We start from the raw sequence: 20683 nt of genomic DNA on the forward strand, positions 1-20683 counted from the left end.
CGTTCCCCGGCGCTGTACTGACCAGGACTTTCTTCGAACGGACAGGGGATTTTGTGCTCGACGTGATCGTGGCCGGCGGCGGACCGACCGGCGTCATGCTGGCCAGCGAACTGCGGCTGCAGGGCGTGGACGTGCTCGTGCTGGAGAAGGAGCCGCAGCCCTCGCCGGTCGTGCGCGCGCTCGGCATCCACGCGCGCACCATCGAGGTGCTGGACCAGCGCGGGCTGCTGGAGCGGTTCCTCGCGGCCGGCAAGAAGTACCCGCTCAACGGGTTCTTCGCCGGCATCAGCAAGCCGCAGCCCGCCCACCTGGACACCTCGCACCCGTACGTCCTCAGCATCCTGCAGCCCGTCACCGAACGCCTGCTGACCGAGCACGCCGGCGAGCTGGACGTCGAGATCCAGCGTGGCACCGAAGTGACCGGGCTGGCCCAGGACGACCACGGCGTGACCGTCGACCTGGCCGACGGGACGCAGCTGCGGGCGCGGTACCTCGTCGGCTGCGACGGCGGCCGCAGCACGGTGCGCAAGCTGCTCGGCGTCGGCTTCCCCGGCGAGCCCACCCGGGTCGACACGCTGCTGGGCGAGATGGAGCTGACCGAGGACCCCGAGACGCTGACCGCCGTGATGACCGAAGTCCGCAAGACCCAGAAGCGGTTCGGGGTCGGGCCTATCGGCGACGGCCTGTACCGCCTGGTCGTCCCCGCCGACAACGTCGCCGAGGACCGCTCGACGCCACCGGACTTCGAGGAGTTCAAGCGGCAGCTGCGCTCCACCGCCGGCACCGACTTCGGCGTGCACTCGCCGCGCTGGCTCTCCCGCTTCGGCGACGCCACCCGGCAGGCCGAGCGGTACCGGGTCGGCCGGGTCCTGCTGGCCGGCGACGCCGCGCACATCCACCCGCCGATGGGCGGGCAGGGCCTCAACCTCGGCCTCCAGGACGCGTTCAACCTCGGCTGGAAACTGGCCGCCGAGGTCGACGGCTGGGCGCCGGCGGACCTGCTCGACAGCTACGAGGCCGAGCGGCACCCGGTCGCCACGCAGGTGCTGGTCAACACCCGCGCGCAGATGCAGCTGACGTCGCTGGCGCCCGGTCCCCAGGCCGTGCGTCAGCTCCTGACGAAGCTGATGGACTTCGAGGACGTGAGCCGCTACCTGACCGAGCAGCTCATCGCCGTCGACATCCGCTACGACTTCGGCGACGGGCCCGACCTGCTCGGCCGGCGCCTGCGTGACGTGCAGCTGAAGAGCGGGCGGCTCTACGACCTGATGCACGAAGGTCGCGGGCTGCTGCTCGACCAGACCGGCGGGCTTTCCGCCACGGGCTGGGAAGACCGGGTCGACCACGTCGTCGACGTCAGCGAGGAGCTGGACGTGCCCGCGGTGCTGCTGCGCCCGGACGGGCACGTGGTCTGGGCCGGGGAGGACGCGGCGGCACTGCCCGGCGCGTTGCGGAAGTGGTTCGGCAGGCCTGCGGCCTGACGGCCGGGGAAGTTTCGGAACGAAGAGGGAAAGTGGCTGCACAGGGGTACGAAGAAGAACTGCGGTCCGAACGCGCGTACGTGGCCGATCTCTACACGCGGCTCGACGCCGAGCGCGCGCGGGTGAAGGGCGAGTACGACGCGGCGCTGGGCGGCAAGGGCCTCGGCGCCATGGAACGCGACGTCGGCGTGCGCGCGCTGGGCCGGGAGGCGAAACGCCTGGAGGTGGTGGACAACGGGATGTGCTTCGGCCGGATGGACGCCGTCTCGGGCGAGCGCTCCTACATCGGCCGGATCGGCCTGTTCGACGAGGAGGACGACTACCGGCCGGTGCTGCTCGACTGGCGGGCGCCGGCGGCACGCGCGTTCTACACGGCCACCGGCGCGAACCCGGAGGACATGCGCCGGCGCCGTCAGTTCCGCACGCGCGGGCGGCACGTGCTCGGGTACACCGACGAGGTGCTCGGGCGCCCGGCCGAGGGTGATGAGGGGGACGCGGCGCTGCTCGCGGCGATCAACGCGCCGCGCGGCGAGGGGATGCGCGACATCGTCGCGACGATCCAGGCCGAGCAGGACGAGATCATCCGGCTCGACCACCCGGGCGTGCTGGTGATCGAAGGCGGCCCGGGCACCGGGAAGACGGTGGTGGCGCTGCACCGCGTCGCCTACCTGCTCTACACCCAGCGGGAACGGATGGAACGCCACGGCGCGCTCGTCGTCGGGCCCAACCCGGCGTTCCTGAGCCACATCGGCCGCGTCCTGCCGTCGCTGGGCGAGACCGACGTCGTCTTCACGACCACCGGCGGTTTCGTGCCGGGCCTGGACGTCACCGCTGAGGACACGCCGGAAGCCGTACGGCTCAAGGGATCCCTGAAGATCCTCGACGTCCTCGCCGCGGCGGTCGCCGATCGGCAGCGGCTGCCGGAAGAGCCGCTGCCCATCGAACTGCGGGACGTCACGGTCCGGATCGACGCCGAGACGGCGGAGTGGGCCCGGCAGGAAGCGCGCGACAGCGGGCAGCCGCACAACGAAGCCCGCGCGGTGTTCACCGAGATCGTCACGTACGTGCTGACCGAGCGGGCGATGGGCCGGATCGGCCGCGGCTGGCTGTCCCGCGACGACAAGGCGGAGTGGGAGGCGCTGCGGAAGGACCTGATCGCCGAGCTGGCCGCCGACGAGACGTTCACCGCCGCGCTGGAGCGGCTCTGGCCGGTCCTGACGCCGGAAACGCTGCTGGCGCGGCTGTACGAGTCCGCCCCGCCTGGCTCGGCGCTGTTCCGGGCCCGGGGCGACGCCTGGACGGTGTCGGACGTGCCGCTGCTCGACGAGCTGGTCGACCTGCTGGGCCGCGACAAGACGGCCGAGAAAGCGGCCGCCGCGGTGGTGGCCCGGGAGCGGAAGGCCGAGGCCGAGTACGCCGAAGGCGTCTTCGAGACGATGAAGCTCGATCGTGAGGAGATGGACGAGGACGTCATGCTGTCCGCCGAGAACCTGCTGTTCGCCGAGGACCTGGCCGACCGGTTCGTCGAGGCCGACACACGCAGCCTCGTCGAACGGGCGTCGGCGGACCGGGACTGGACCTACCGCCACGTCGTCGTCGACGAAGCCCAGGAATTGTCCGAAATGGACTGGCGGGTGCTGATGCGGCGGTGCCCGGGCCGGTCGTTCACGGTCGTCGGCGACCTCGCGCAGCGCCGCTCGGCGGCCGGGGCGCGGTCGTGGGACGCGGTGCTGGCGCCGTACGTGCCGGGCCGCTGGGTCTACCGTTCGCTGACGGTGAACTACCGCACCCCGGCGGAGATCATGGAGGTCGCCGCCGCGGTGCTCGCGGACTTCGCGCCCGGCGTCCGGCCCCCGGAGTCGGTCCGCGCGTGCGGCGTCCGGCCGTGGTCGAGGCAGGTCACCGACGACGAACTGGCGGCGGCGATCGAGGAGTTCGTCCGCGACGAAGCCGGCCGCGAAGGCACCAGCGTCGTCATCGGGCCGCCGGGCGTGCCGGGCACGGTGCCGGCGTCGGAGACCAAGGGCCTGGAGTTCGACGCCGTCCTGGTCGTGGAGCCGGCGAAGATCCTCGCCGACAGCGCGGCCGACCTCTACGTCGCGCTCACCCGCGCGACGCAACGGCTCGGCGTCCTGCACCGGGAGCCGTTGCCGCAGGCGTTGACCGGGCTCGCGGAGGTCGTCCGGAGTTAGGCTCGCGGTTCGCCCCGGGGGTGCGCGGGTACGTTGCCGTGGCCGCGCTCCCCCACCGCGAAAGGCGTCCCCGATGCAGCTCTACGCCGAACGGCCGATCCGCCGTACCGCCCAGCTCGTCAGCGACCTGCTGGCGTTGCTGCTCGTCGTCTTCGCGGTGTGGCTGGGAACGACGGTGTACGACGAGGTCATGAAGCTGCGGGCGCCGGGCGACGGGCTCGTCAGCGCCGGCACCGGGCTGACCGGGACGTTCGACTCGGCCGCGAACTCCGCCGACGGCATCCCGCTCATCGGCGACGCGCTCGCGAAGGCGCTGCACGGCGGTTCGAACGTCGGCACCCAGTTCGCCGACGCCGGCCGCTGGCAGATCGAAGCCGTCGAGAACCTGGCGTGGTGGATGGCGGCGATCATCATCGCGCTGCCGGTGCTGACGCTGCTCGCGACGTGGCTCCCGATGCGCTGGCACTTCGCCCGCCGCGCCTCCGCGGCCGCCCAGCTGCGCGCACTCGGCGACGAGGGCCTGGACCTGCTGGCCCTGCGGGCGCTGACCACGCAGCCCCTGCGCCGCCTCGCGAAGTCCGGCGAGATCGCCACGGGCTGGCGCGCCCGCGACAAGGAGGTCATCGCGGTCCTGGCCGGCCACGAACTCGCGCGGCACGGGCTGGTCCGGTAGCGCTCACCGCGGGCCCTGCCTGCGGCCCACCGAGCGGCCGATGAAGAACCCCAGCAGCAGCCCCACGATCAGGCCGATCACGACGAAGAAGATGACCGTCGCCGCGGCGATCTTGCCCACTGTGCCGAGGAAGCCCTTCGCCTCGAACTCCTGGACCGTCGCGAGGGTCTGGACGAGCGTGTAGTGCGTCATGATCACCAGGGTGACAGCACCGGGCGCTCCCTGCACGACGCGAAGGTCCCCCGCCGGTGCTCAGGACACCGACGGGGAGACCCCCGACACTCCGCAGGCCCGAGATCAGCCGACGGAGGGGCCCATCCCGAGGGACTGCGGCGTGCTCGCGTCGGGCGAGGGCTGGTGCAGGCCCTCGTCCAGCGGGCCGAACTCGGTCATCAGCGCCGCGCTACCACCCCACGGCGTCTGCTCCTCGGCGATCAGCGAGTTCGTCGTCAACAGCAACCCGGCCACCGAAGCGCCGTTCTGGATCGCCGAGCGGCACACCCGCAGCGGGTCGACGACGCCCAGGGCGATCATGTCGCCGAACTGGTCGTTCAGGGCGTCGAAACCCTCGTCCGAACCGAGCTCCCGAGTGCGCGCGACGATCTCGTGCGCCGGGTGCCCGGCGTTGTGGGCGATGAGGAACGCCGGTTCCGCCAGCGCTCGCCGGACGATCTCCACCCCGATCGCCTGGTCGCCTTCCAGCCCCAGGCCTTCCAGGGCCTTCTCGGCGTGCAGGAGCGCCGCTCCCCCGCCGGCCACGATGCCCTCGGCCATCGCCGCCCGCGTCGCGGACAGCGCGTCCTCGACCCGGTGCTGCAGTTCCTTGAGCTCGGCCGGGGTCGCCGCCCCGACGCGCACGACCGCGACCTTGCCGGTCAGCGCGCCGATCCGCTCGGTCAGCACGTCCTCGTCGATGCCGAACTGCGCGCGCTCCAGCTCCGCCCGCAGCTGCCCGACCCGGAACTCGACGGCGTCGGAGGTACCGCCGCCGCCGACGATCGTGGTGTTGTTCGCGGTGACCCGGACCTGCTTGGCCCGGCCGAGGTGCTCCAGCGTCATCGTCTCCATGCTGAAGCCGGACGTCCGCGAGAGCACCGCGCCACCGACGATCGCCGCGAGGTCCTCCAGCTTGTGCAGCCGCCGGTCGCCGAAGCCGGGCGCGCGCACGGCCACCGACTGGAACGTGCCGTTCACGTGGTTGTGCACCAGCATGGACAGCGCCGTGCCCTCGATCGACTCGGCGATGATCACCAGCGGCCGCGGGGCCCGCATCACCTTGTCCAGCAACGGCATCAGCTGCTGCACCTTGGTGATCTTCTCCGCCGACATCAGGATGTACGGGTCGTCGAGCACCGCTTCCAGCCGGCCCGGGTCGGTGACCAGGTACGGCGAGAGGTAGCCGTTGTCGAACTCGAAGCCCTCGACGAAGTCGACGCTCATCCCGATCATCGGCGACTCTTCGACCGTCACCACGCCGCCGTCGCCGACGGTGTGCAGGGCCTTCGCGATGACGGCGCCGACGGTGTCGTCGTCGTTGGCGGAGATCGCCGCGACCCGCGCGTAGTCCGCTTCGGACACCACCGGGTGCGCCTGCTTCTCCAGGTAGGCCACCAGCAACCCGACGGCGTGGTCGATGCCGCGCTTGACGAGCACCGGGTTGCCGCCGGCGGTGATCGCCCGCATGCCTTCGTGGACGATCGCCTGGGCGAGCACGGTCGCGGTGGTGGTGCCGTCGCCGACGACGTCGTTGGTCTTGATCGCCGCTTCCTTGACCAGCTGCGCACCCATGTTCTCGAACTGGTTCTTCAGGTGGATCTCGCGGGCGATGGTGACGCCGTCGTTGGTGACCACCGGCGAACCGGTGATCTTCTCGATGATCACGTTGCGGCCCTTGGGACCGAGGGTGGACTTGACCGCTTCCGCCAGCTTGTCGACGCCCGCGAGAAGCAGGTCGCGGGCGTCCGAGCCGAACCGAAGTTCCTTCGCCATGTTCCTGCTCCTAGGGTGTGAGGATGGCCCGACCGCGCACGCGTCCGGCATCGAGGTCGGCCAGTGCGTCGAGAGCCGCGTCCAGCGGGTACTTCTTGGTGTGGAGGGTGACCTTCCCGGCCTGCGCGAGGACCATCAGCTCCACCAGGTCGTTGTACGTGCCGACCAGGTTGCCGATGACGCTGCGCTCGGTGGAGATGATGTCGATGGTCGGGATGTCGATGTTGCTGCCGTAGCCGATGACGAAGTGCGACCCGGCGCGCCGGGTCATCGCGAACGCGTCCTGCTGGGCACCCTGCTCGGCGACGAAGTCGAGCACGACCTCCGCGCCGTTGCCGCCGGTCAGGTCGAGCACGGCGTCGACCTGCTTGCCGTCGCCCAGCACGGTCTCGTCGGCGCCCAGATCGGCCGCCAGCTTCAGCGCGTCGGCGTTGCGGTCGACCACGACCACGCGGGTCGCGGTCAGCGCCTTCAGCGACTGGATGCCGATGTGCCCGAGGCCGCCGGCGCCGTTGACGACGCAGGTGGTGCCCGGGTACAGCAGCGGGACGGCCTTGCGCACCGCGTGGTAGGCGGTGATGCCCGCGTCGGCCAGCGCGGCGACGTCCTCCGGTTGGGTCGCGGGGTCGAGCTTGATGCACGCCCGCGCCGACGTCAGCAGGTACTCGGCCATGCCGCCGTCGCTGTCGATGCCCGGGAAGCTCCCGTTGGGACAGTGCATGTCGTCGCCCGCGCGGCAGGCGTGGCAGAGCCCGCACGTCGGCGTCGGGTGCAGGATGACCGTGTCGCCGACTTCGACGTTCGTCACCGCGGGGCCGACTTCGTGGACCCAGCCCGCGTTTTCGTGGCCGATCGTGTAGGGCAGGGTGACGCCCGACTTGTCCCGCCACTGCTCTTCGATGATGTGCAGATCGGTGCGGCACACGCCGGCGCCGCCGATCTTCACCACGACGTCGAAGGGCCCGGTGGCGCGCGGCTCCGGTACCTCTTCGATCACCGGTTGCTGGTGGTACTTCTGCAGCCGCACGGCCTTCATCCCGTGCCCTCCTCTTCTGCGGTCAGCGAATACCGGGCACGCAGCATGCCCCGGCAGACGCCGGAGTTGGCCTCCATGCTCGTGCGGGTCAACCGGGCGAAGGCCAGGTGCCGCTTGGCGTCGCCCGGCTCGACCCGCCGGCCGGTCGCCGGGTCGAGCAGCAACGGGTCGCCGTCGCCGGCGGGCAGGCCGAGCTCGCGGCGGCGGGCCCGCAGCCGGTCGAGGTCCGGTCCGGGCGGGACCTCGCCGAGCGTCAGCTCCGCCGGGTTCAGCCCGGTGCCCGACAGGGTCCGGCAGACCCGGTCGGTGCCGGCCAGCACGGCCTTGCGCACGAAGTCGTAGCGCAGCGTGTCGAGCTCGTCGACGGCCTCGCCCTCGAACGACGCGACGAACCCCTGCCGCGCCGCCACCCCGCGGTTGATGACGTCGGAGGCGAAGTGGTCGTCGAGCCGGATGTCGAGCCCGGTCAGGCCCGGCACCCCGGCGACGGCGTCGTAGGCGTCCGCGACCATCAGGAACGCGAAGTTGGGCGCGCAGAAGTAGGTCGGCAGCCGCAGCCGGATGACGGCGTGGCCCGCCGCGCTCACCTCACAACGGGCCACGAAACCCAGGTCGGTGAGGGGTTCGTCCAGTTCGGGATCCCGGACGGTGCCCAGGGCCGACCACACCTCGGCGTGGCCGGCCCGCACACCCCGTTCGTCCAGTGCCGTCATGAGTTCGGCACACCGACGGGCTCGACGTTCTCCGGGTCCTTGATCCGCAGTTCCTCCGGCACGTCGATGCCGTACAGCCGGGCCGCGTTCAGGCCGAGGATCTTCCGCTTCTGGTCGACCGTCAGCGGCGCGAAGTCCGACAGTTCCTCGTCGCCCGGCATGTTCCAGTCGACGAAGCCCTCGACCTGCCACTTCGGTTCCCAGATGGCGTAGTCCGCGCCGAAGATCAGCTTGTCCTCGCCGATCCAGAACATCAGCTCGCCCATGACCTTCGCGAAGAACTTCGGCCGGGCGTGCATCAGGCCGCCGATGACGACGGCGAGCCCCGCGTAGACGTTGCGCTCCTGGGTCGCCATGAAGCAGAAGTCCTCGATGCGCGGCAGGCCGACGTGCTCGACGATGAAGTTGAGGCCCTGGAAGTTGGTCGCCACGTGGTCCACATCGGACACGTCGAAGGCGTCCTTGTCCAGCGGCCAGATCGTCGGGCCCTTGTGGATGTGGACGTTCTTGACGCCCAGCTCCTCGCACTTTTCGAGGTACTTCGCCGCTTCCGGGTCCTTCAGGCTCCAGCCGCGGGAGTCCCCGCGCCACTCGGCCGTGTAGAGCTTGACGCCCTTGCAGCCGTACCGCTTGACGCGTTCTTCGAACGCCTTCATGCCCTCGTCGCCTTCACGCGGGTCGAAGGTCGTGTTCACCAGGAACTGACCCGGGTGCCGTTCGGCCATCGCGCCGTCGGCCTCGGTCGTATTGAAGCCGTTCTTGTACCACTGCCGCAGGTTCGTCGGCTGGAAGATCGCCGTGTCGACGTGCCCGACCTCGAACAGGTCGTGCATCATCAGCTCTTCCGAGTACTTCTGGAAGCGGTCGATCGGCCAGTGCGTCTCCTTCGGGCCGAGGCCCTGGTAGGCGTGGAAGCACTCGATCCACCCCTTGGCGTATTCCTCCTGCCCCTTGACCCAGTTGTCCGGGCTGGCGTCCCAGAAATGGGTGTGGGCGTCAACTACGAAATACTTTTCGCCATCTTTTTCGTACACGGGTGACCCTCCTGAGCGGATCGAGTGCTTCGCTGCTTGGTGCTTGGTGCTGTGACATCCGGGGCTTCGCCCCGGGCCGGGGGCTCCGCCACCCGGAGCCCCCGAAAGAGTTTGGCTACTTGTTGATCACTTTGAGATCGAAGTCGAGGTACTCGGCCGCGTCCTCGGGGTTGGCGAACATGATCGTGCGGTCGTCCTCGTGGATCATCCGCCCGTAGTGGGTGGACATGCTCTCCTCGAACTCGGCCGCGTTGAACCAGCCCTCTTCCTCGCCGGCGGCCTCGTCGACCTCGGCGTAGACCAGGTCGGTCCGGCCCTTCGCGTCGACGCGGATCATCGACGGCAACGGCGTCACGGTCACGTTGTCCTTGGCGGACATGACTTCCGCGATGATCGCGCCGACCTGGTTGTTCATCAGGGTGAAGCCGCACATGTTCGAGGCCGTGTTGTTGACCTTGTACGGGCTTTCCGAGGTTTTGAAGACGGTCACTGGCCCAGCTCCTCCGGTGCTTTGAGACCCAAATCGGACAGGATGCCGGCGAACCGGCTCTTGACGCGGTCGAGGCCGTCCTCGAACCGGATCGGCTTGGCGTCGGGCTGCGACCACAACGGCTGCAGGGCGCGCGCGGCGGAGATGCACCGCGGGACCCAGTCCTCGAGCCACTTCTGCGCCAGCGCCTTGTTCTGGTCGCCGAACTCCTTGTCGTTGATCAGCAGGTCGAACATCGCCTTGGTGTACCGGAGATCGCGCTCGGAGAAGTCGAACTCCTCCGCCCCGATCAGCGTCGGGGTGACGAAGTCGCCGTTCGCCGGCGCGGCCTGCTGCACCAGGTTGCTGCGGAACAGCTCGCCGACGAGCGGCTCGAAGACGATGTTCGAGGCGAAGATCGCCTCGCACCAGTCCCAGATCCCGGTCAGTTGCTCGGCGGTCTCCCGCACGCCCTGCCAGGCCGGGTCCTCGTTCCACGTCGTCAGGTGCGCGCCGCCGTCGAAGCCGGGGACCTCTTCGGTGAGCGTCAGCGTGTACAGCGCCAGGTCCTGCGCCGCGCGGATCCGGTGCATGCTGTTCACCGAGATCGCGTTGTTGTGCATGTTCGTCGGGGCGCGGCGGTTGGCGTTGGCGTAGAGGTACAGGCCGAGGCCGTGGTCGACGTGCATCCACGCGCCGACGTGCTTGGCGACGAAGTCGACCCAGTTGGGGTTCCACTGCTCGAACGCCTTGGCCTGGCGCGCCGCGTCGATGTTCTGGTTGAGCTGGCGCACGACGTTCGCGTTGTACCGGTAGAGGGTGAGCTCCCACTCCTCGTTGGGGTCGCGGAACTCGTGCCAGCCGTGGGCGGGCCAGTCGTAGCCCTTGCCGCCGGAGCCGGGGCTGCGCTCGGGTACCGGCCGGTCGGACCCCCACGCCTTCATCGCGGTCCACTCCAGCGGGTAGCCGGCCTTGCCGTCGGCGAAGGCGTAGAGCCAGCCCTGCGAGAGGTAGTGCCGCGGGTCGGGCTGGACCTCGACGGTGACGTCTTCGTAGTGGCTCTGCTTGCGCTTGGCCGGGGTGAAGTAGTTGTACTGGCGGGCGCTGGAGTCCGGGAAGACCTTGGCGCCCGCTTCGGCGTCGGTGAACGTCGGCTTCGGCACACTGCGTTCGGAAGTGGCTGTCATGGGATCCGTCCTCGGGTGTCAGGCGTCGGATTCGCCCGTGGTGGTGAACTTGTCGTAGAAGACGCGCTTGTCGGCGACGCCGAGCGCGGGCAGCAGTTCCAGCGCGGCTTCGACCATCGGCGGCGGGCCGCAGACGTAGGCGTCGGCGCCCTTCAGGTCGAGTCCGGCCGCGCGCAGGACGTCGGTGACGAAGCCGGTTTCGCCGTCCCAGTCGTCGTCACCCGGCTCCGAAAGCGCCGGCACGTACCGGAAGTTCGGAAGTTTCTCCTGCAGCTCCCGCAGTTCGGCGTCGAAGCAGAGGTCCTGCCGGCGGCGCGCGCCGTAGAAGTAGGTCGCCTTCCGCTCGATACCGCGTTCGGCCATGGTCCGCAGCAACGACAGGATCGGTGCCATCCCGGCCCCGCCGCCGACGAAGATCAGATCCGCGCTCGGGTTGTCCCGCAACGTGAACACCCCGAACGGGCCGGTGATCCGCAGCCGGTCCCCGACCGCGACCCGGGTGTCCAGAAACGTGGAGAACAGCCCGTCGGGGTAGATCTTGACGACGAACTCGAGCAGCCCGTCGCGCGCCGAGGTGTTGGCCATCGAGAACGACCGCGACTCTTCGCTGTCCGGGATCGCGAAGTCCATGTACTGGCCCGGGAAGAACTTCAGCGGCTGCTCCGGATCCGTCAGCTTGACGACGAGGTGGCGCAGGTCGTGGGTGACGTTGTCGTTCGACACGACCTCGACCTCCGCCTCCTGGATCGGCAGCCCCGACTGGATCATCTCCTCGTCGTAGTTGAGCAGCTCGATCGTGAGGTCCTCATAGGCGTGGGCCCGGCACAGCAGGGTGAACCCTTCCTCCTTTTCGTAGTCGGGCAACGCGAAGGTCGAGTACTTGTCGTGTTCGACGTCCTCGCCGTCGAGGATGAACGACTTGCAGGCCGCGCACTGCCCTTCCTTGCAGCCGTGCATGAGCATCACGCCCTGCTCGGCGGCGGCGCGCAGGATCGTCTGCTCCTCGGCGACGTCGATCTCGATCCCGACGGGCTCGAACCGCACGCGGTGTTTCTCTGCCATGCCAGCCCCGTCCCTGAGTCGGGGGTCGTGAGTGGGTAACAGTGTTAGAACACTGTTACCCACTCACGACCCGTGGCGCGTCAGGCCTTCTGCGGCGCCGGGCGCCCGGCCGGGCCCTGGCGGTTGTAGTCGGCCTGGAACGCGGCCCGTTCCTCGTCGGACATCTGGTTCAGCAGCACGTTCGGCGACTGCACCTCGGGCATCCGGCGCAGGTGGTCGAGCGTCCACATCTTCTTCGGGTCCAGGTCGAGGTGCGGTTGCGCGACCATGGTCTTGCCGTCGTCGCGTACGAAGCCCATGTCGGTGACGACGTCGGCCCAGTTCCAGCCGTGGTAGAGCGTCTCCCACTCGCGTGCGCCGACCAGCTTGCCCATGTTCGGGGTGTTGCGGCCCTGGTAGGTGGGCCGGAACGCCTCGGCGTCGGTCCAGCGGCACGTCTCCGAGCAGTAGGTGCGGTGCTGGCCGTCGACCTCGTCGACCACCATGTCCTCGCGGATGAGGCACGGCACCATGCACGTCCAGCAGCGGTGTGGGTAAACGTAGTTGACGTCCTCGGCGACGATCGGGTGGTGCCCGTTCGGCGTCGCGAGCCGGCTGTAGTTCTCCCACCACGCGCCGTACTTGTCGTACCACCCGGGGTACTTGTACTCGAACCACTCGAAGTCTTCGTCGGTCATCGGGTCGATGCGCCAGTAGTTGGCGAGCCACCCGGTGGCGAAGAACTGCGCGACCTCGTGGACGTAGCCCTTGTTCCAGATCCGGTTCCACGCCTCCTCGATGAGGTCGTGCGGGATGACCAGCCCGTACTTCTCGAGCGGGACGAGGTAGCTGCGGTAGTAGTCGTCGTAGATCCAGCGACGCCACATCTCCGCGTAGCTTTCCCGGTCCTTGCGGCGGTCCTTGGTGCCGTACTCGATGAACGTGCCGATCGCGGCGTCGACCACGGCGTGGTTGTTCCACCACGCGTAGCGCAGGTCGCGCTCGAGCAGCTGGTGGTTGTTCTCGTCCGACAACGCCATCAGCAGCGTCGCGTACCCGTTGCTGATGTGCCGGGACTCGTCCGACTGCACCGAGTGGAACACCGTCGGCAGCAGGTAGTCGCCGTTGGCGGCGGCTTCGGCCGGCATCGCGACGAACAGCGTGTTGGTGAACGCCGTCTCCGCCACGATGGTCAGGTAGATGCTGGCCGCGGTGATCGCGTCACCGGTGATGAAGCCTTCGGCGAACTGACGGCCGATGGTGCCGCAGTAGTCGTTCTGGAAGTTGCGCAGGCTCGAGTTGAAGCCCGCCGGGTCGATGTAGTTCTGCATGTACAGGCGCTTGAGGTTCTGCTGGATCGTCGAGTGCCGGACCTCGTCGATCATCTGGATCGCCTGGCCGTTGTGCAGTTCCGGGTTCGGAACCGTGCGGAACAGCAGCGGCATCGCCCGCGCCGCGGAGATCTCCGGCAGCGGGATGATGCTCAGGAACAGCTTCTGCCATTCCAGCCAGCGTTCCTGCACCTGGCGGAACATGTTGCCGCGGATCGCGCCGTCTTCGGCACCGTAGACCCGGTGGTCCTTTTCTTCCTGCATCGGGAAGTACGAACGGAGGACCTGCTTCAGCGGGTCCTTCTTCTTGGCCTTCTGGAAGGTGTAGTCGGTCCCGTAGTGCGAAACCGGGGTGTGGTACGCCGGTTCCCACGACAGTTCCTGGATCTTTTGGTGGGCTTTCGCCACACTCTGGCGGCTCATAGATCACTCCTTATCCGTGGCTCCTGCCTACGGCGGCCGAGCGGCTCCCTTCCCGGCCGGGTGTCGGGGCGCACGTCCTGCGTTCACCATTCAAGGGGCGCCCCGTCGTGACGCGGGTCTCAATCTGAGACAGAACCGCTGCTCAGGGCGCTTCACGCTCGCTGAACATCCGGGCGCGCAGTTCGGCGAGCTCGGTCTGGACACCGTTCCGCACGCGCGCGTCTCCCTCGACGGTCGGCGTGATGCCGAGCGCGCGCAGCAGGGCCGCCGCCGGATCGCCGGGGTGGCCCTCACCGCCGAACACGGGGTGCAGGCCCTGTTCGGCCAGATGCGTGAAAACCAGGTTCACGATCGTCCACGGGTTGTAGGTCTCCCCGGAATCGGCGGCCACTGGCACACCTCCTGGTGGATGGGCGGACACGAAGTCCCCGGCCCCCTCATCGCACCGCCGCCGGGGAGACCGGAGCGTCTCAATTTGAGACACCGTGAAAGGCCTAACGCGCTTAGGCTGGACGGGCGGCACATGGGTGTGCCCGCACCCACGGGGCCGCGGGATTCAGGAGGTCACGTGGACGACAAGGTGCCCGGCATGCTGCTCGCCGACGACGAGCTCGCCCGGACGCGGGTGCGGTTCCTCACCGCCGAACAGGTCCCGGCCGGCACCGTCCGGCAGACGATCCTCGCGTCCTGGCGCCGGTCACGGGAGTTCCAGGTCGAAGCCGACCGGATCGACCCCCTCTACCTCGGGGACCAGAACCTCGACATCCCCCTGATGCGCGGCGCCGAGCCCGTCCTGGGCAAGCTCACCGAGCAGTTCGACGGGCAGCCCATCAGCCTGATCCTCACCGACGCCAGCGGCGTCGTCCTCACGCAGCGGACCGGTGACGCCGACCTGCGCCGGCACCTGGAGCGCGTCGAGCTGGTGCCCGGGTTCAGCTACGGCGAGCAGTCCGTCGGCACCAACGGCATCGGCACCGCCCTGGAGGACGGCCGCGCGACCACCGTGTTCGGCCACGAGCACTACGCCGAGCACCTCGAGAACCTCGCCTGCGCCGGCGTCCCGATCCACCACCCGATCTCCGGCAAGAAGATCGGCGCCGTCGACCTGACCTGCTGGTACAAGGACGCGGGCGGCCTGCTCATCGCGCTGGCCCGCTCGACCGCCGAGCAGATCCGCCAGGCCCTGCTGCGCCACAGCGACCTGCGCGAGATGATCCTCTTCCAGGCCTACCTGCAGACGTGCCGCCGCTGGACCGGCATCGTGCTGGCGTTCAACGAGGACATCGTGATGATGAACGACCGGGCGCGCCAGCTGCTCGACCCGGCCGACCAGTCGCTGCTGCTGGGCTACGCCACCGAGGCGCTCGCCGACGGCCAGCGGACGTCGGCGATGCTCGCGCTGTCGAGCGGCCTGCGCGTGCGCGTGTACTGCCGCCGCGTGCCGGGCCAGCGCGAGACCGACACCGCGGGCGGCGTGCTGTCGGTGAAGCTGATCGAGGCCGAGGAGACGCTGGCCGCCTCGATCCCGATGCTGCCGATGTACCTGCCGGGCGTCGTCGGCTCGGCGCCGTTGTGGCTGCGCTGCGGCCACGAACTCGACGCCGGCCACGAGCGCGGCGAGTGGGTCGCCCTGGAGGGCGAGCCCGGCACGGGCAAGCTGACCTTGGCCAAGGGCCTGCACCAGCGCCACCACCCGGCGGCCCGGCTGCTCACGGTGGACGCGGCGGTCGCGACCGGCCCGGACTGGACGGCCGCGCTGCTGCGCGAGCACGCCCAGACCCCGATCCGCACGCTGGTGATCTGCCACGCCGACCGCCTGTCGGTCTCGGCCGCGACGGCGTTGGCGGGGGCCCTGCGCGAACTGCGCGAGCGCGACGACGCGCCGTGGGTGGTGGCCACGCTCGCGCCGGGGGCCGAGACCAAGCCGGCGCTCGCGGAGCTGCTGAAGTTCTTCCCGCGCACGGTGCGCGTGCCCCCGCTGCGCCACCACGTCGAGGACCTGGCGGAGCTGGTCCCGCTGGTCCTGAGCAAACTGGGTTACGGCGGCCGCCTCACCTGCTCAGCGGCGGCACTCCATCTGCTGATGCGGGCGGAGTGGCCGGGCAACACGGGCCAGCTGTACCAGGTGCTGCGCACGGTGGCCCAGCGCCGCCGAGCGGGCACCATCCGCCCGGGCGACCTCCCGGCCGAGTTCCACGCGGTGACGCGCAGGCCGTTGAACCGCTTCGAGTCGATAGAGCGCGACGCGATCGTCCGCTGCCTGGAGGACGCGGACGGCAACAAGGTCCGCGCGGCCAAGCTGCTCGGAATTTCGAGGGCGACGATTTACCGGAAGATCCACGAGTACGGGATCGTTCCCCCGACCCGCTGAGCCGGATCGCGCGTGACTCGGGACGGATCTCGCGTGACTCGGGCCGGATCTCGTGTGATTCGGGACGGAACTCGCGTGACTGAAGCCGACACTCGCGTGACTCCGGCGGATCCCACGTGACCGGCGGGGCATCGCGTGACTTGGGACGGGTCTCGCGTGACTGAAGCCGGAACTCGCGTGACCCCCGGCGGAACTCACGTGACCGGCGAGGCATCGCGCGTGTTCGCAGGGGCATCGCGGGCTGGGAAGGTCAACGGGCCGCCAGTTCTGCCAGCTGGTACGCCATCTTCGCGCGGACCGGCGGGAGGCCGAAGGCCAGCTTGAGCACCGTGTTGCGCAGCAGGCGTGCCGGGCGGGGGCGGAGCGTGGCCATGCGGGTCATGCGGTCCGTGAACGCGACCACTCCGGTGGCGACCGGGCGGCGGGTCTGCTCGTAGGTGTCCAGGAGCGCGTCCGGCTCGCCGGCGAGCACCCGGGCCAGCAGACCGCCCAGCGCCACCGCGTCCTGGATGCCCGTGTTCATGCCCTGGCCGCCGGCCGGGCTGTGCACGTGGGCCGCGTCGCCGGCCAGCAGGATCCGGCCCGCGCGGTAGTGGTCGGCCACCCGGTGGTGCACCCGGAACCGCGAGCTCCACAGCACCTCGGTCACCCGCGACCGCGCCCCCTCCGGGCCGCGCTTGTCCACAATGGACTGGATGTCCTCGATGCCCGGCTTCTCGACCGCGGAGGCGACGGTCGCGACCACCCGGTAGCGGTCGGCGGCGCCGGGCAGCGGGGCGACCACCGTCACCCCTTCCGGCGACAGGTGCAGGCTGACCTCCTCACGGGCCAGCGGCCAGCTCATCCGGACGTCGGCGAGCACGAACGACTCGGGGTAGCTGGCGCCGGTGAACCCGATCCCGGCCTGCTCGCGCACCGCGCTGTGCATGCCGTCGGCGCCGATGACGTACCGCGCCCGGATCGTGTGGGTCCCGGCCGTGACCGTGACGCCGGTGTCGTCACCCGCGACCGCGGTGACCTCGTACGGCCGGTGGACGTCGCCGCCGGCCTCGCGCAGCCTCGCCAGCAGCACCGCTTCGGTCACGTCCTGCGGCACCATCAGCGTGTACGGGTACGCCGTCGGCAGCCCGCCGAACGGCACCCGCGCGAGCACCGCGGCGCCGTCGCGGACCGTGAACGTCGGGACGACGACGCCCAGCTCCTTCAGCCGTTCGGTGACACCCAGTTCGGCGAGCACTTCCAGCGTCCGCGCGTGGATGACGCAGGCCCGGGACGTGTTCGCGCCCTCGGCCTGGCGGTCCAGCAGCACGTGGTCGACGCCGGCCTCGGCCAGCGCGATCGCGGCGGCGAGGCCGGCGGGGCCGGCTCCGGCGATGACCACATCGGTACGGCTCGGCAGGTTCACGGCGATCTCCTCAGGTTTGCCAACAACTGTTGGCATCCACGTAAGCACCGCCGGGCTGGCTTGTCAACAAGTGTTGGCCTACACTTGTTGGCATGGTTGACGAGACCTCTCCCCGCCGGTCGGACGCCACCCGCGCGGCCATCCTCGACGCCGCGCGCCGCCGGTTCGCCGCCGACGGCTTCCGCCGGGCGACCATCCGCTCGATAGCCGCCGACGCGGACATCGACCCGTCGATGGTGATGCGCTACTACGGCAGCAAGGACGGCCTGTTCGCGGCGGCGGTGGACGTCGAGCTGGACCTGCCGGACCTCGCCGAAGCCGACCCGGACACCGTCGGCGAGCTGCTGACGCGGCAGTTCCTCGTGCTCTGGGAGCAGCCGCCGACCGACGAGATCCTGCTGACGCTGCTGCGGTCGGCGGTGGCCGACGACGCCGTGGTCGAGAAGATCCGGGAGGTGTTCGCCGGCCAGGTGACCCCGGCGGTGCTGCGCTTCGGCGACCCGGCCGACGCGCCCCGCCGCGCCGGTCTGGTCGTCACCCAGCTGTTCGGGTTGGCGCTGACCCGGTACGTCCTGCGCCTGCCGCCGGTGGTCGCGCTGACGCAGGAAGACCTCGTCGAAGAGATCGCGCCGACGGTCCAGCGGTACCTGGCCGGCGGCTCGGCGCACCAGCGCAACGCGTCTCCGGCACCGGGTCGTCCCGGCGCGCGGTGAGTGCCATCCTGGACGGCGTGCCGACCCGCTGGACGTGCCCGCAGTGCGACCGCGAGTTCGCGCGCGCCGGTCAGGGGCACACGTGCGTGCCGGGCTGCACGGTCGACGAGACGTTCGCCGCGCGCTCCCCGGCGCAGCGCGCGGTGTACGACGCGATCGCCGCGCACCTGCGCACCCTCGGCGGCTTCCACGAGGACGCGGTCAAGATCGGCGTGTTCCTCAAGCGGGAGCGCAAGCTCGCCGAGGTGCGGCCGCGCTCGCGCGACGTCCTGCTGTACCTGTTCCTGCCCAGCCCGGTCGAGACGACGCGGATCCGCCCGGCGTGGGGCACCGCCGGGCCGCGGGTCGGGCACCGGGTGGGCCTGCGGGAAGTGTCCGATGTGGACGACGAGGTCCGCGGCTGGCTGACCGCGGCCTACGACTTCTCATGACGGGCTGATCCCCCGCACCGCCAACCCCAGCAACCGCACCGCTTCCCCCGCCGGGTCACGGCCGTGCTCGGTCGCCAGCACGATGCCCGTGACCACCGCGACCAGGTCCGCCGACGTCACCCCGGCCGGCACCGCACCCGCCTCGATCGCGCGGCGCAGCACCGGTTCGCCGGCGTCGGTGAGGCGGCCGCAGACGTGGTCGCCGCCGGAATCCTCGTCCGGGATCAGCGCCGCGGCCATGCCCCGCGCGGAGGCGGCGTACTCCGTCAACGCCGTGAGCCAGTCGAGCAGCGCGGCCCGCGGGTCCGCGGCGTCGGCGAGGGCGAGGGCCCGGCCGTCCAGCGCGTCGACGCGTTCGCGGAACACGGCGTCCAGCAGGGCGCGCCGGCTCGGGAAGTGCCGGCGCACGGTGGCCGAGCCGACGCCGGCCGTGCGGGCGATCTGCTCGAGGGACGCTTCCGCGCCGTGCTCGGCGACCTCCCGCTCGGCGACGGCGAGGATCAGCGCGTAGTTGCGCTGAGCGTCGGACCGCCGCACGAAGACCTCCGGAAGTTTAAGTGGCGGGGGCCGCCACTTGATGGCTATCGTAGCGGAGACGAAGTGGCGGGCCCCGCCACTTAGCGGTCCGAAGGAGCTCCCATGTCCCCCGTTCTCGTCACCGGCGCCACCGGCAAGCAGGGTGGCGCCACCGCCCGCGCGCTGCTCGCCGCGGGCACCGAAGTCCGCGCGCTCGTCCGCGATCCCGGCACCGAACGGGCCGACGCCGTCCGGGCGCTCGGCGCCGAACTGGTCACCGGCGACCTCTACGACCCCGGTTCACTCGGCCCCGCGCTCAAGGGCGTCCGGGGCGTGTTCTCCGTGCAGCTGCCCGACCTGACCGACCTCGACGGCGACTCCGAATGGGTCCAGGCCCGCAACCTGATCGACGCCGCCCGGGACGCGGGCGGGGCGCAGTTCGTGCACGCGTCGGTCTCCGGGGCGGGGCAGCACCGCTCGGCGCCGGGCTGGGCCGAGGGCCGCTGGAAGTCGATGGAGCACTACCTGGAGACGAAGACCGCGATCCAGGACCGCGTCCGCGAAGCCGGTTTCGCGCACTGGACGTTGCTCAAGCCCGGGTTCTTCATGGAGAACTTCCTGCCGCCGTCGTTCCTGCTCCCCCACGGCGTCGGCGGCGGGCTGGTGACGACCATCAAGCCGGACACCGAACTTTCGCTCGTCGCCGTCGCCGACATCGGTGCCGCGGCCGCGGCGGCGTTCGCCGACCCGGCGCGCTTCGACGGCGTCGAGCTGGAACTCGCCAGTGAGCGCCGGACGATGGCGGGCGTCGCGGAGGTGCTCTCCCGCGTCTACGGCGTGAAGATCACCGCGCCCGACATGACCTCGGCGGAAGCCGTGGCGGCCGGCGCGCCCGCGTTCACCGTGCGGCACGAGTGGACGAACGAGATCGGCCACCCCGCGCGCCCGGAGTTCGCGCGGGCCCTCGGCATCCCGCTGACGTCCTTCGCGGACTGGGCGGACGCGCACCTGACAGCGGGCTGATCTTCCCGCTACGGTCGGCGGCATGGCCAAGCCTCCCCACCTCCCCGCGACCACGCCCGGCGGCAAGTGCATCTTCTGCGCGATCGCCACCGGGCAAGCCCCGGCGACCCTCGTGCACGAGGACGACGAGTTCATCGCCGTCGTCGACCTGCGCCCGGTGTCGACGGGCCACCTGCTGGTGCTCCCCCGGGCCCACCACGAGGGCCTGGCCGACCTCCCCACGGCGGCGGGGGCCCGGATGTTCACCATCGCGCAGACACTCGCGGCCGCGTTGCGCCGCACGGAGATCCGGACCGAGGGGATCAACCTGTTCCTGGCCGACGGCACCGCCGCGGGCCAGGAGATCCCCCACGTCCACCTGCACGTCATCCCCCGCCACGCGGACGACGGCTTCGTGCTGAGCGCGGACTGGCGGGTGCGGGAGCGGGCGGAGCTGGAGGAGGTCGGCGAGCAGGTCCGCGCGGCGCTCTGAAGTCAGGCGGCGACCGCGTAGTCCTTCAGCACAAGAGCGTTCGCGGCGACCCCACACCAGGTACTGCGGTTTCTCGGGCGAAGCCCTCGCGTCTCGCTTGCCAGCGTAAGTATCGTCGGTGATCTTCACCCGACGGAACTCTCGTTGCTCGCGTCCCAGCACACCCGGTCGCCTTTACCGAAC

20 protein-coding genes are annotated in these 20683 nt (G+C 70.4%); 8 read left to right on the top strand and 12 right to left on the bottom strand.

The features are described from left to right. Positions 1 to 53 precede the first annotated feature (53 nt). The 3 genes from rox to OG439_RS17465 all read left to right on the top strand — a co-directional run bounded on the left by rox (position 54) and on the right by OG439_RS17465 (position 4346). Positions 54 to 1481: a rifampin monooxygenase gene (rox, locus tag OG439_RS17455; RefSeq protein WP_326950407.1), complete on the top strand. Its 1428-nt coding sequence runs from the start codon at positions 54 to 56 to the stop codon at positions 1479 to 1481. A gap of 32 nt (positions 1482 to 1513) precedes the next feature. Next, positions 1514 to 3673 (top strand): RNA polymerase recycling motor ATPase HelR, encoded by a 2160-nt coding sequence (gene helR, locus OG439_RS17460; RefSeq protein ID WP_326950408.1) that lies wholly within the window; start codon positions 1514 to 1516, stop codon positions 3671 to 3673. A 73-nt stretch (positions 3674 to 3746) separates the two neighbouring features. Next, a complete protein-coding gene (locus OG439_RS17465; protein ID WP_326950409.1) occupies positions 3747 to 4346 on the top strand; it encodes a hypothetical protein in 600 nt (199 codons plus the stop codon). Between the two features lie 3 nt (positions 4347 to 4349). Here OG439_RS17465 and OG439_RS17470 read toward each other — a convergent pair whose 3' ends face one another. From OG439_RS17470 to OG439_RS17515, 10 genes are all read right to left on the bottom strand, one after another. Next, a complete protein-coding gene (locus OG439_RS17470) occupies positions 4350 to 4538 on the bottom strand; it encodes a hypothetical protein (protein WP_326950410.1) in 189 nt (62 codons plus the stop codon). Between the two features lie 105 nt (positions 4539 to 4643). Beyond that, positions 4644 to 6335 (bottom strand): chaperonin GroEL, encoded by a 1692-nt coding sequence (gene groL / locus OG439_RS17475; protein ID WP_326950411.1) that lies wholly within the window; start codon positions 6333 to 6335, stop codon positions 4644 to 4646. 10 nt (positions 6336 to 6345) lie between these two features. Further along, on the bottom strand, positions 6346 to 7371 hold the full coding sequence (locus OG439_RS17480; protein WP_247052561.1) for an NAD(P)-dependent alcohol dehydrogenase: 1026 nt from the start codon (positions 7369 to 7371) through the stop codon (positions 6346 to 6348). Beyond that, entirely contained in the window at positions 7368 to 8084 is a 717-nt protein-coding gene (locus OG439_RS17485) for an iron-sulfur cluster assembly protein (protein ID WP_326950412.1), read from the bottom strand. Before OG439_RS17485 ends, OG439_RS17480 begins: the two co-directional genes overlap by 4 nt. Next, positions 8081 to 9118, bottom strand: coding sequence for an amidohydrolase family protein (locus OG439_RS17490; protein WP_247052563.1), 1038 nt, complete (start codon positions 9116 to 9118; stop codon positions 8081 to 8083). Before OG439_RS17490 ends, OG439_RS17485 begins: the two co-directional genes overlap by 4 nt. Positions 9119 to 9233: 115 nt before the next feature. Further along, positions 9234 to 9608, bottom strand: a complete 375-nt coding sequence (gene mimD, locus OG439_RS17495; RefSeq protein ID WP_326950413.1) for a propane 2-monooxygenase effector subunit MimD — start codon at positions 9606 to 9608, stop codon at positions 9234 to 9236. Next, positions 9605 to 10774, bottom strand: a complete 1170-nt coding sequence (locus OG439_RS17500; RefSeq protein WP_247052565.1) for a toluene hydroxylase — start codon at positions 10772 to 10774, stop codon at positions 9605 to 9607. Before OG439_RS17500 ends, mimD begins: the two co-directional genes overlap by 4 nt. Before the next feature lie 18 nt (positions 10775 to 10792). Beyond that, positions 10793 to 11836 (bottom strand): NADH:ubiquinone reductase (Na(+)-transporting) subunit F, encoded by a 1044-nt coding sequence (locus tag OG439_RS17505; RefSeq protein WP_326950414.1) that lies wholly within the window; start codon positions 11834 to 11836, stop codon positions 10793 to 10795. A gap of 80 nt (positions 11837 to 11916) precedes the next feature. Next, on the bottom strand, positions 11917 to 13569 hold the full coding sequence (locus OG439_RS17510; RefSeq protein ID WP_326950415.1) for a methane monooxygenase: 1653 nt from the start codon (positions 13567 to 13569) through the stop codon (positions 11917 to 11919). Positions 13570 to 13711: 142 nt separating this feature from the next. Then, positions 13712 to 13960, bottom strand: a complete 249-nt coding sequence (locus OG439_RS17515) for a hypothetical protein (RefSeq protein WP_247052568.1) — start codon at positions 13958 to 13960, stop codon at positions 13712 to 13714. Between the two features lie 198 nt (positions 13961 to 14158). Between OG439_RS17515 and OG439_RS17520 the strand changes: the two genes are divergently transcribed. After that, the gene (locus OG439_RS17520) at positions 14159 to 15940 is read left to right on the top strand and encodes a sigma-54-dependent Fis family transcriptional regulator (protein ID WP_326951566.1); all 1782 of its coding nucleotides are present in this window, start codon (positions 14159 to 14161) and stop codon (positions 15938 to 15940) included. A gap of 250 nt (positions 15941 to 16190) precedes the next feature. Here the strand turns inward: OG439_RS17520 and OG439_RS17525 are convergent, their stop codons facing one another. Next, positions 16191 to 17345, bottom strand: coding sequence for an FAD-dependent monooxygenase (locus tag OG439_RS17525; protein WP_326950416.1), 1155 nt, complete (start codon positions 17343 to 17345; stop codon positions 16191 to 16193). Positions 17346 to 17437: 92 nt separating this feature from the next. On the opposite strand from OG439_RS17525, the gene OG439_RS17530 reads away from it, so the two are divergent. Both OG439_RS17530 and OG439_RS17535 read left to right on the top strand, forming a co-directional pair. Beyond that, positions 17438 to 18058 carry a TetR/AcrR family transcriptional regulator gene (locus OG439_RS17530; RefSeq protein ID WP_326950417.1) on the top strand — a complete coding sequence of 207 codons (621 nt, stop codon included), beginning with the start codon at positions 17438 to 17440 and terminating at the stop codon, positions 18056 to 18058. After that, complete coding sequence (locus tag OG439_RS17535; protein ID WP_326950418.1) at positions 18055 to 18489, top strand: DUF5655 domain-containing protein; 435 nt, start codon at positions 18055 to 18057, stop codon at positions 18487 to 18489. Before OG439_RS17530 ends, OG439_RS17535 begins: the two co-directional genes overlap by 4 nt. Here the strand turns inward: OG439_RS17535 and OG439_RS17540 are convergent. Further along, a complete protein-coding gene (locus OG439_RS17540; protein ID WP_326950419.1) occupies positions 18484 to 19026 on the bottom strand; it encodes a TetR/AcrR family transcriptional regulator in 543 nt (180 codons plus the stop codon). The genes OG439_RS17535 and OG439_RS17540 overlap by 6 nt on opposite strands. A 102-nt stretch (positions 19027 to 19128) precedes the next feature. On the opposite strand from OG439_RS17540, the gene OG439_RS17545 reads away from it, so the two are divergent. Next, on the top strand, positions 19129 to 20028 hold the full coding sequence (locus tag OG439_RS17545; RefSeq protein ID WP_326950420.1) for an NmrA family NAD(P)-binding protein: 900 nt from the start codon (positions 19129 to 19131) through the stop codon (positions 20026 to 20028). A 22-nt stretch (positions 20029 to 20050) separates the two neighbouring features. Further along, on the top strand, positions 20051 to 20500 hold the full coding sequence (locus OG439_RS17550; RefSeq protein ID WP_326950421.1) for an HIT family protein: 450 nt from the start codon (positions 20051 to 20053) through the stop codon (positions 20498 to 20500). The last annotated feature ends 183 nt before the right edge of the window (positions 20501 to 20683 follow it).

This window comes from Amycolatopsis sp. NBC_01307, from assembly GCF_035975215.1.
In the GTDB taxonomy this organism is placed as follows: domain Bacteria; phylum Actinomycetota; class Actinomycetes; order Mycobacteriales; family Pseudonocardiaceae; genus Amycolatopsis.

Coding starts and splice junctions, on each gene's coding strand:
- OG439_RS17465 (WP_326950409.1), top strand. CDS start 3,747: ATGCAGCTCTACGCCGAACGGCCGATCCGCCGTACCGCCCAGCTCGTC.
- OG439_RS17470 (WP_326950410.1), bottom strand. CDS start 4,538: ATGACGCACTACACGCTCGTCCAGACCCTCGCGACGGTCCAGGAGTTC.
- groL (WP_326950411.1), bottom strand. CDS start 6,335: ATGGCGAAGGAACTTCGGTTCGGCTCGGACGCCCGCGACCTGCTTCTC.
- OG439_RS17480 (WP_247052561.1), bottom strand. CDS start 7,371: ATGAAGGCCGTGCGGCTGCAGAAGTACCACCAGCAACCGGTGATCGAA.
- OG439_RS17485 (WP_326950412.1), bottom strand. CDS start 8,084: ATGACGGCACTGGACGAACGGGGTGTGCGGGCCGGCCACGCCGAGGTG.
- OG439_RS17500 (WP_247052565.1), bottom strand. CDS start 10,774: ATGACAGCCACTTCCGAACGCAGTGTGCCGAAGCCGACGTTCACCGAC.
- OG439_RS17505 (WP_326950414.1), bottom strand. CDS start 11,836: ATGGCAGAGAAACACCGCGTGCGGTTCGAGCCCGTCGGGATCGAGATC.
- OG439_RS17510 (WP_326950415.1), bottom strand. CDS start 13,569: ATGAGCCGCCAGAGTGTGGCGAAAGCCCACCAAAAGATCCAGGAACTG.
- OG439_RS17520 (WP_326951566.1), top strand. CDS start 14,159: ATGCTGCTCGCCGACGACGAGCTCGCCCGGACGCGGGTGCGGTTCCTC.
- OG439_RS17530 (WP_326950417.1), top strand. CDS start 17,438: ATGGTTGACGAGACCTCTCCCCGCCGGTCGGACGCCACCCGCGCGGCC.
- OG439_RS17545 (WP_326950420.1), top strand. CDS start 19,129: ATGTCCCCCGTTCTCGTCACCGGCGCCACCGGCAAGCAGGGTGGCGCC.
- OG439_RS17550 (WP_326950421.1), top strand. CDS start 20,051: ATGGCCAAGCCTCCCCACCTCCCCGCGACCACGCCCGGCGGCAAGTGC.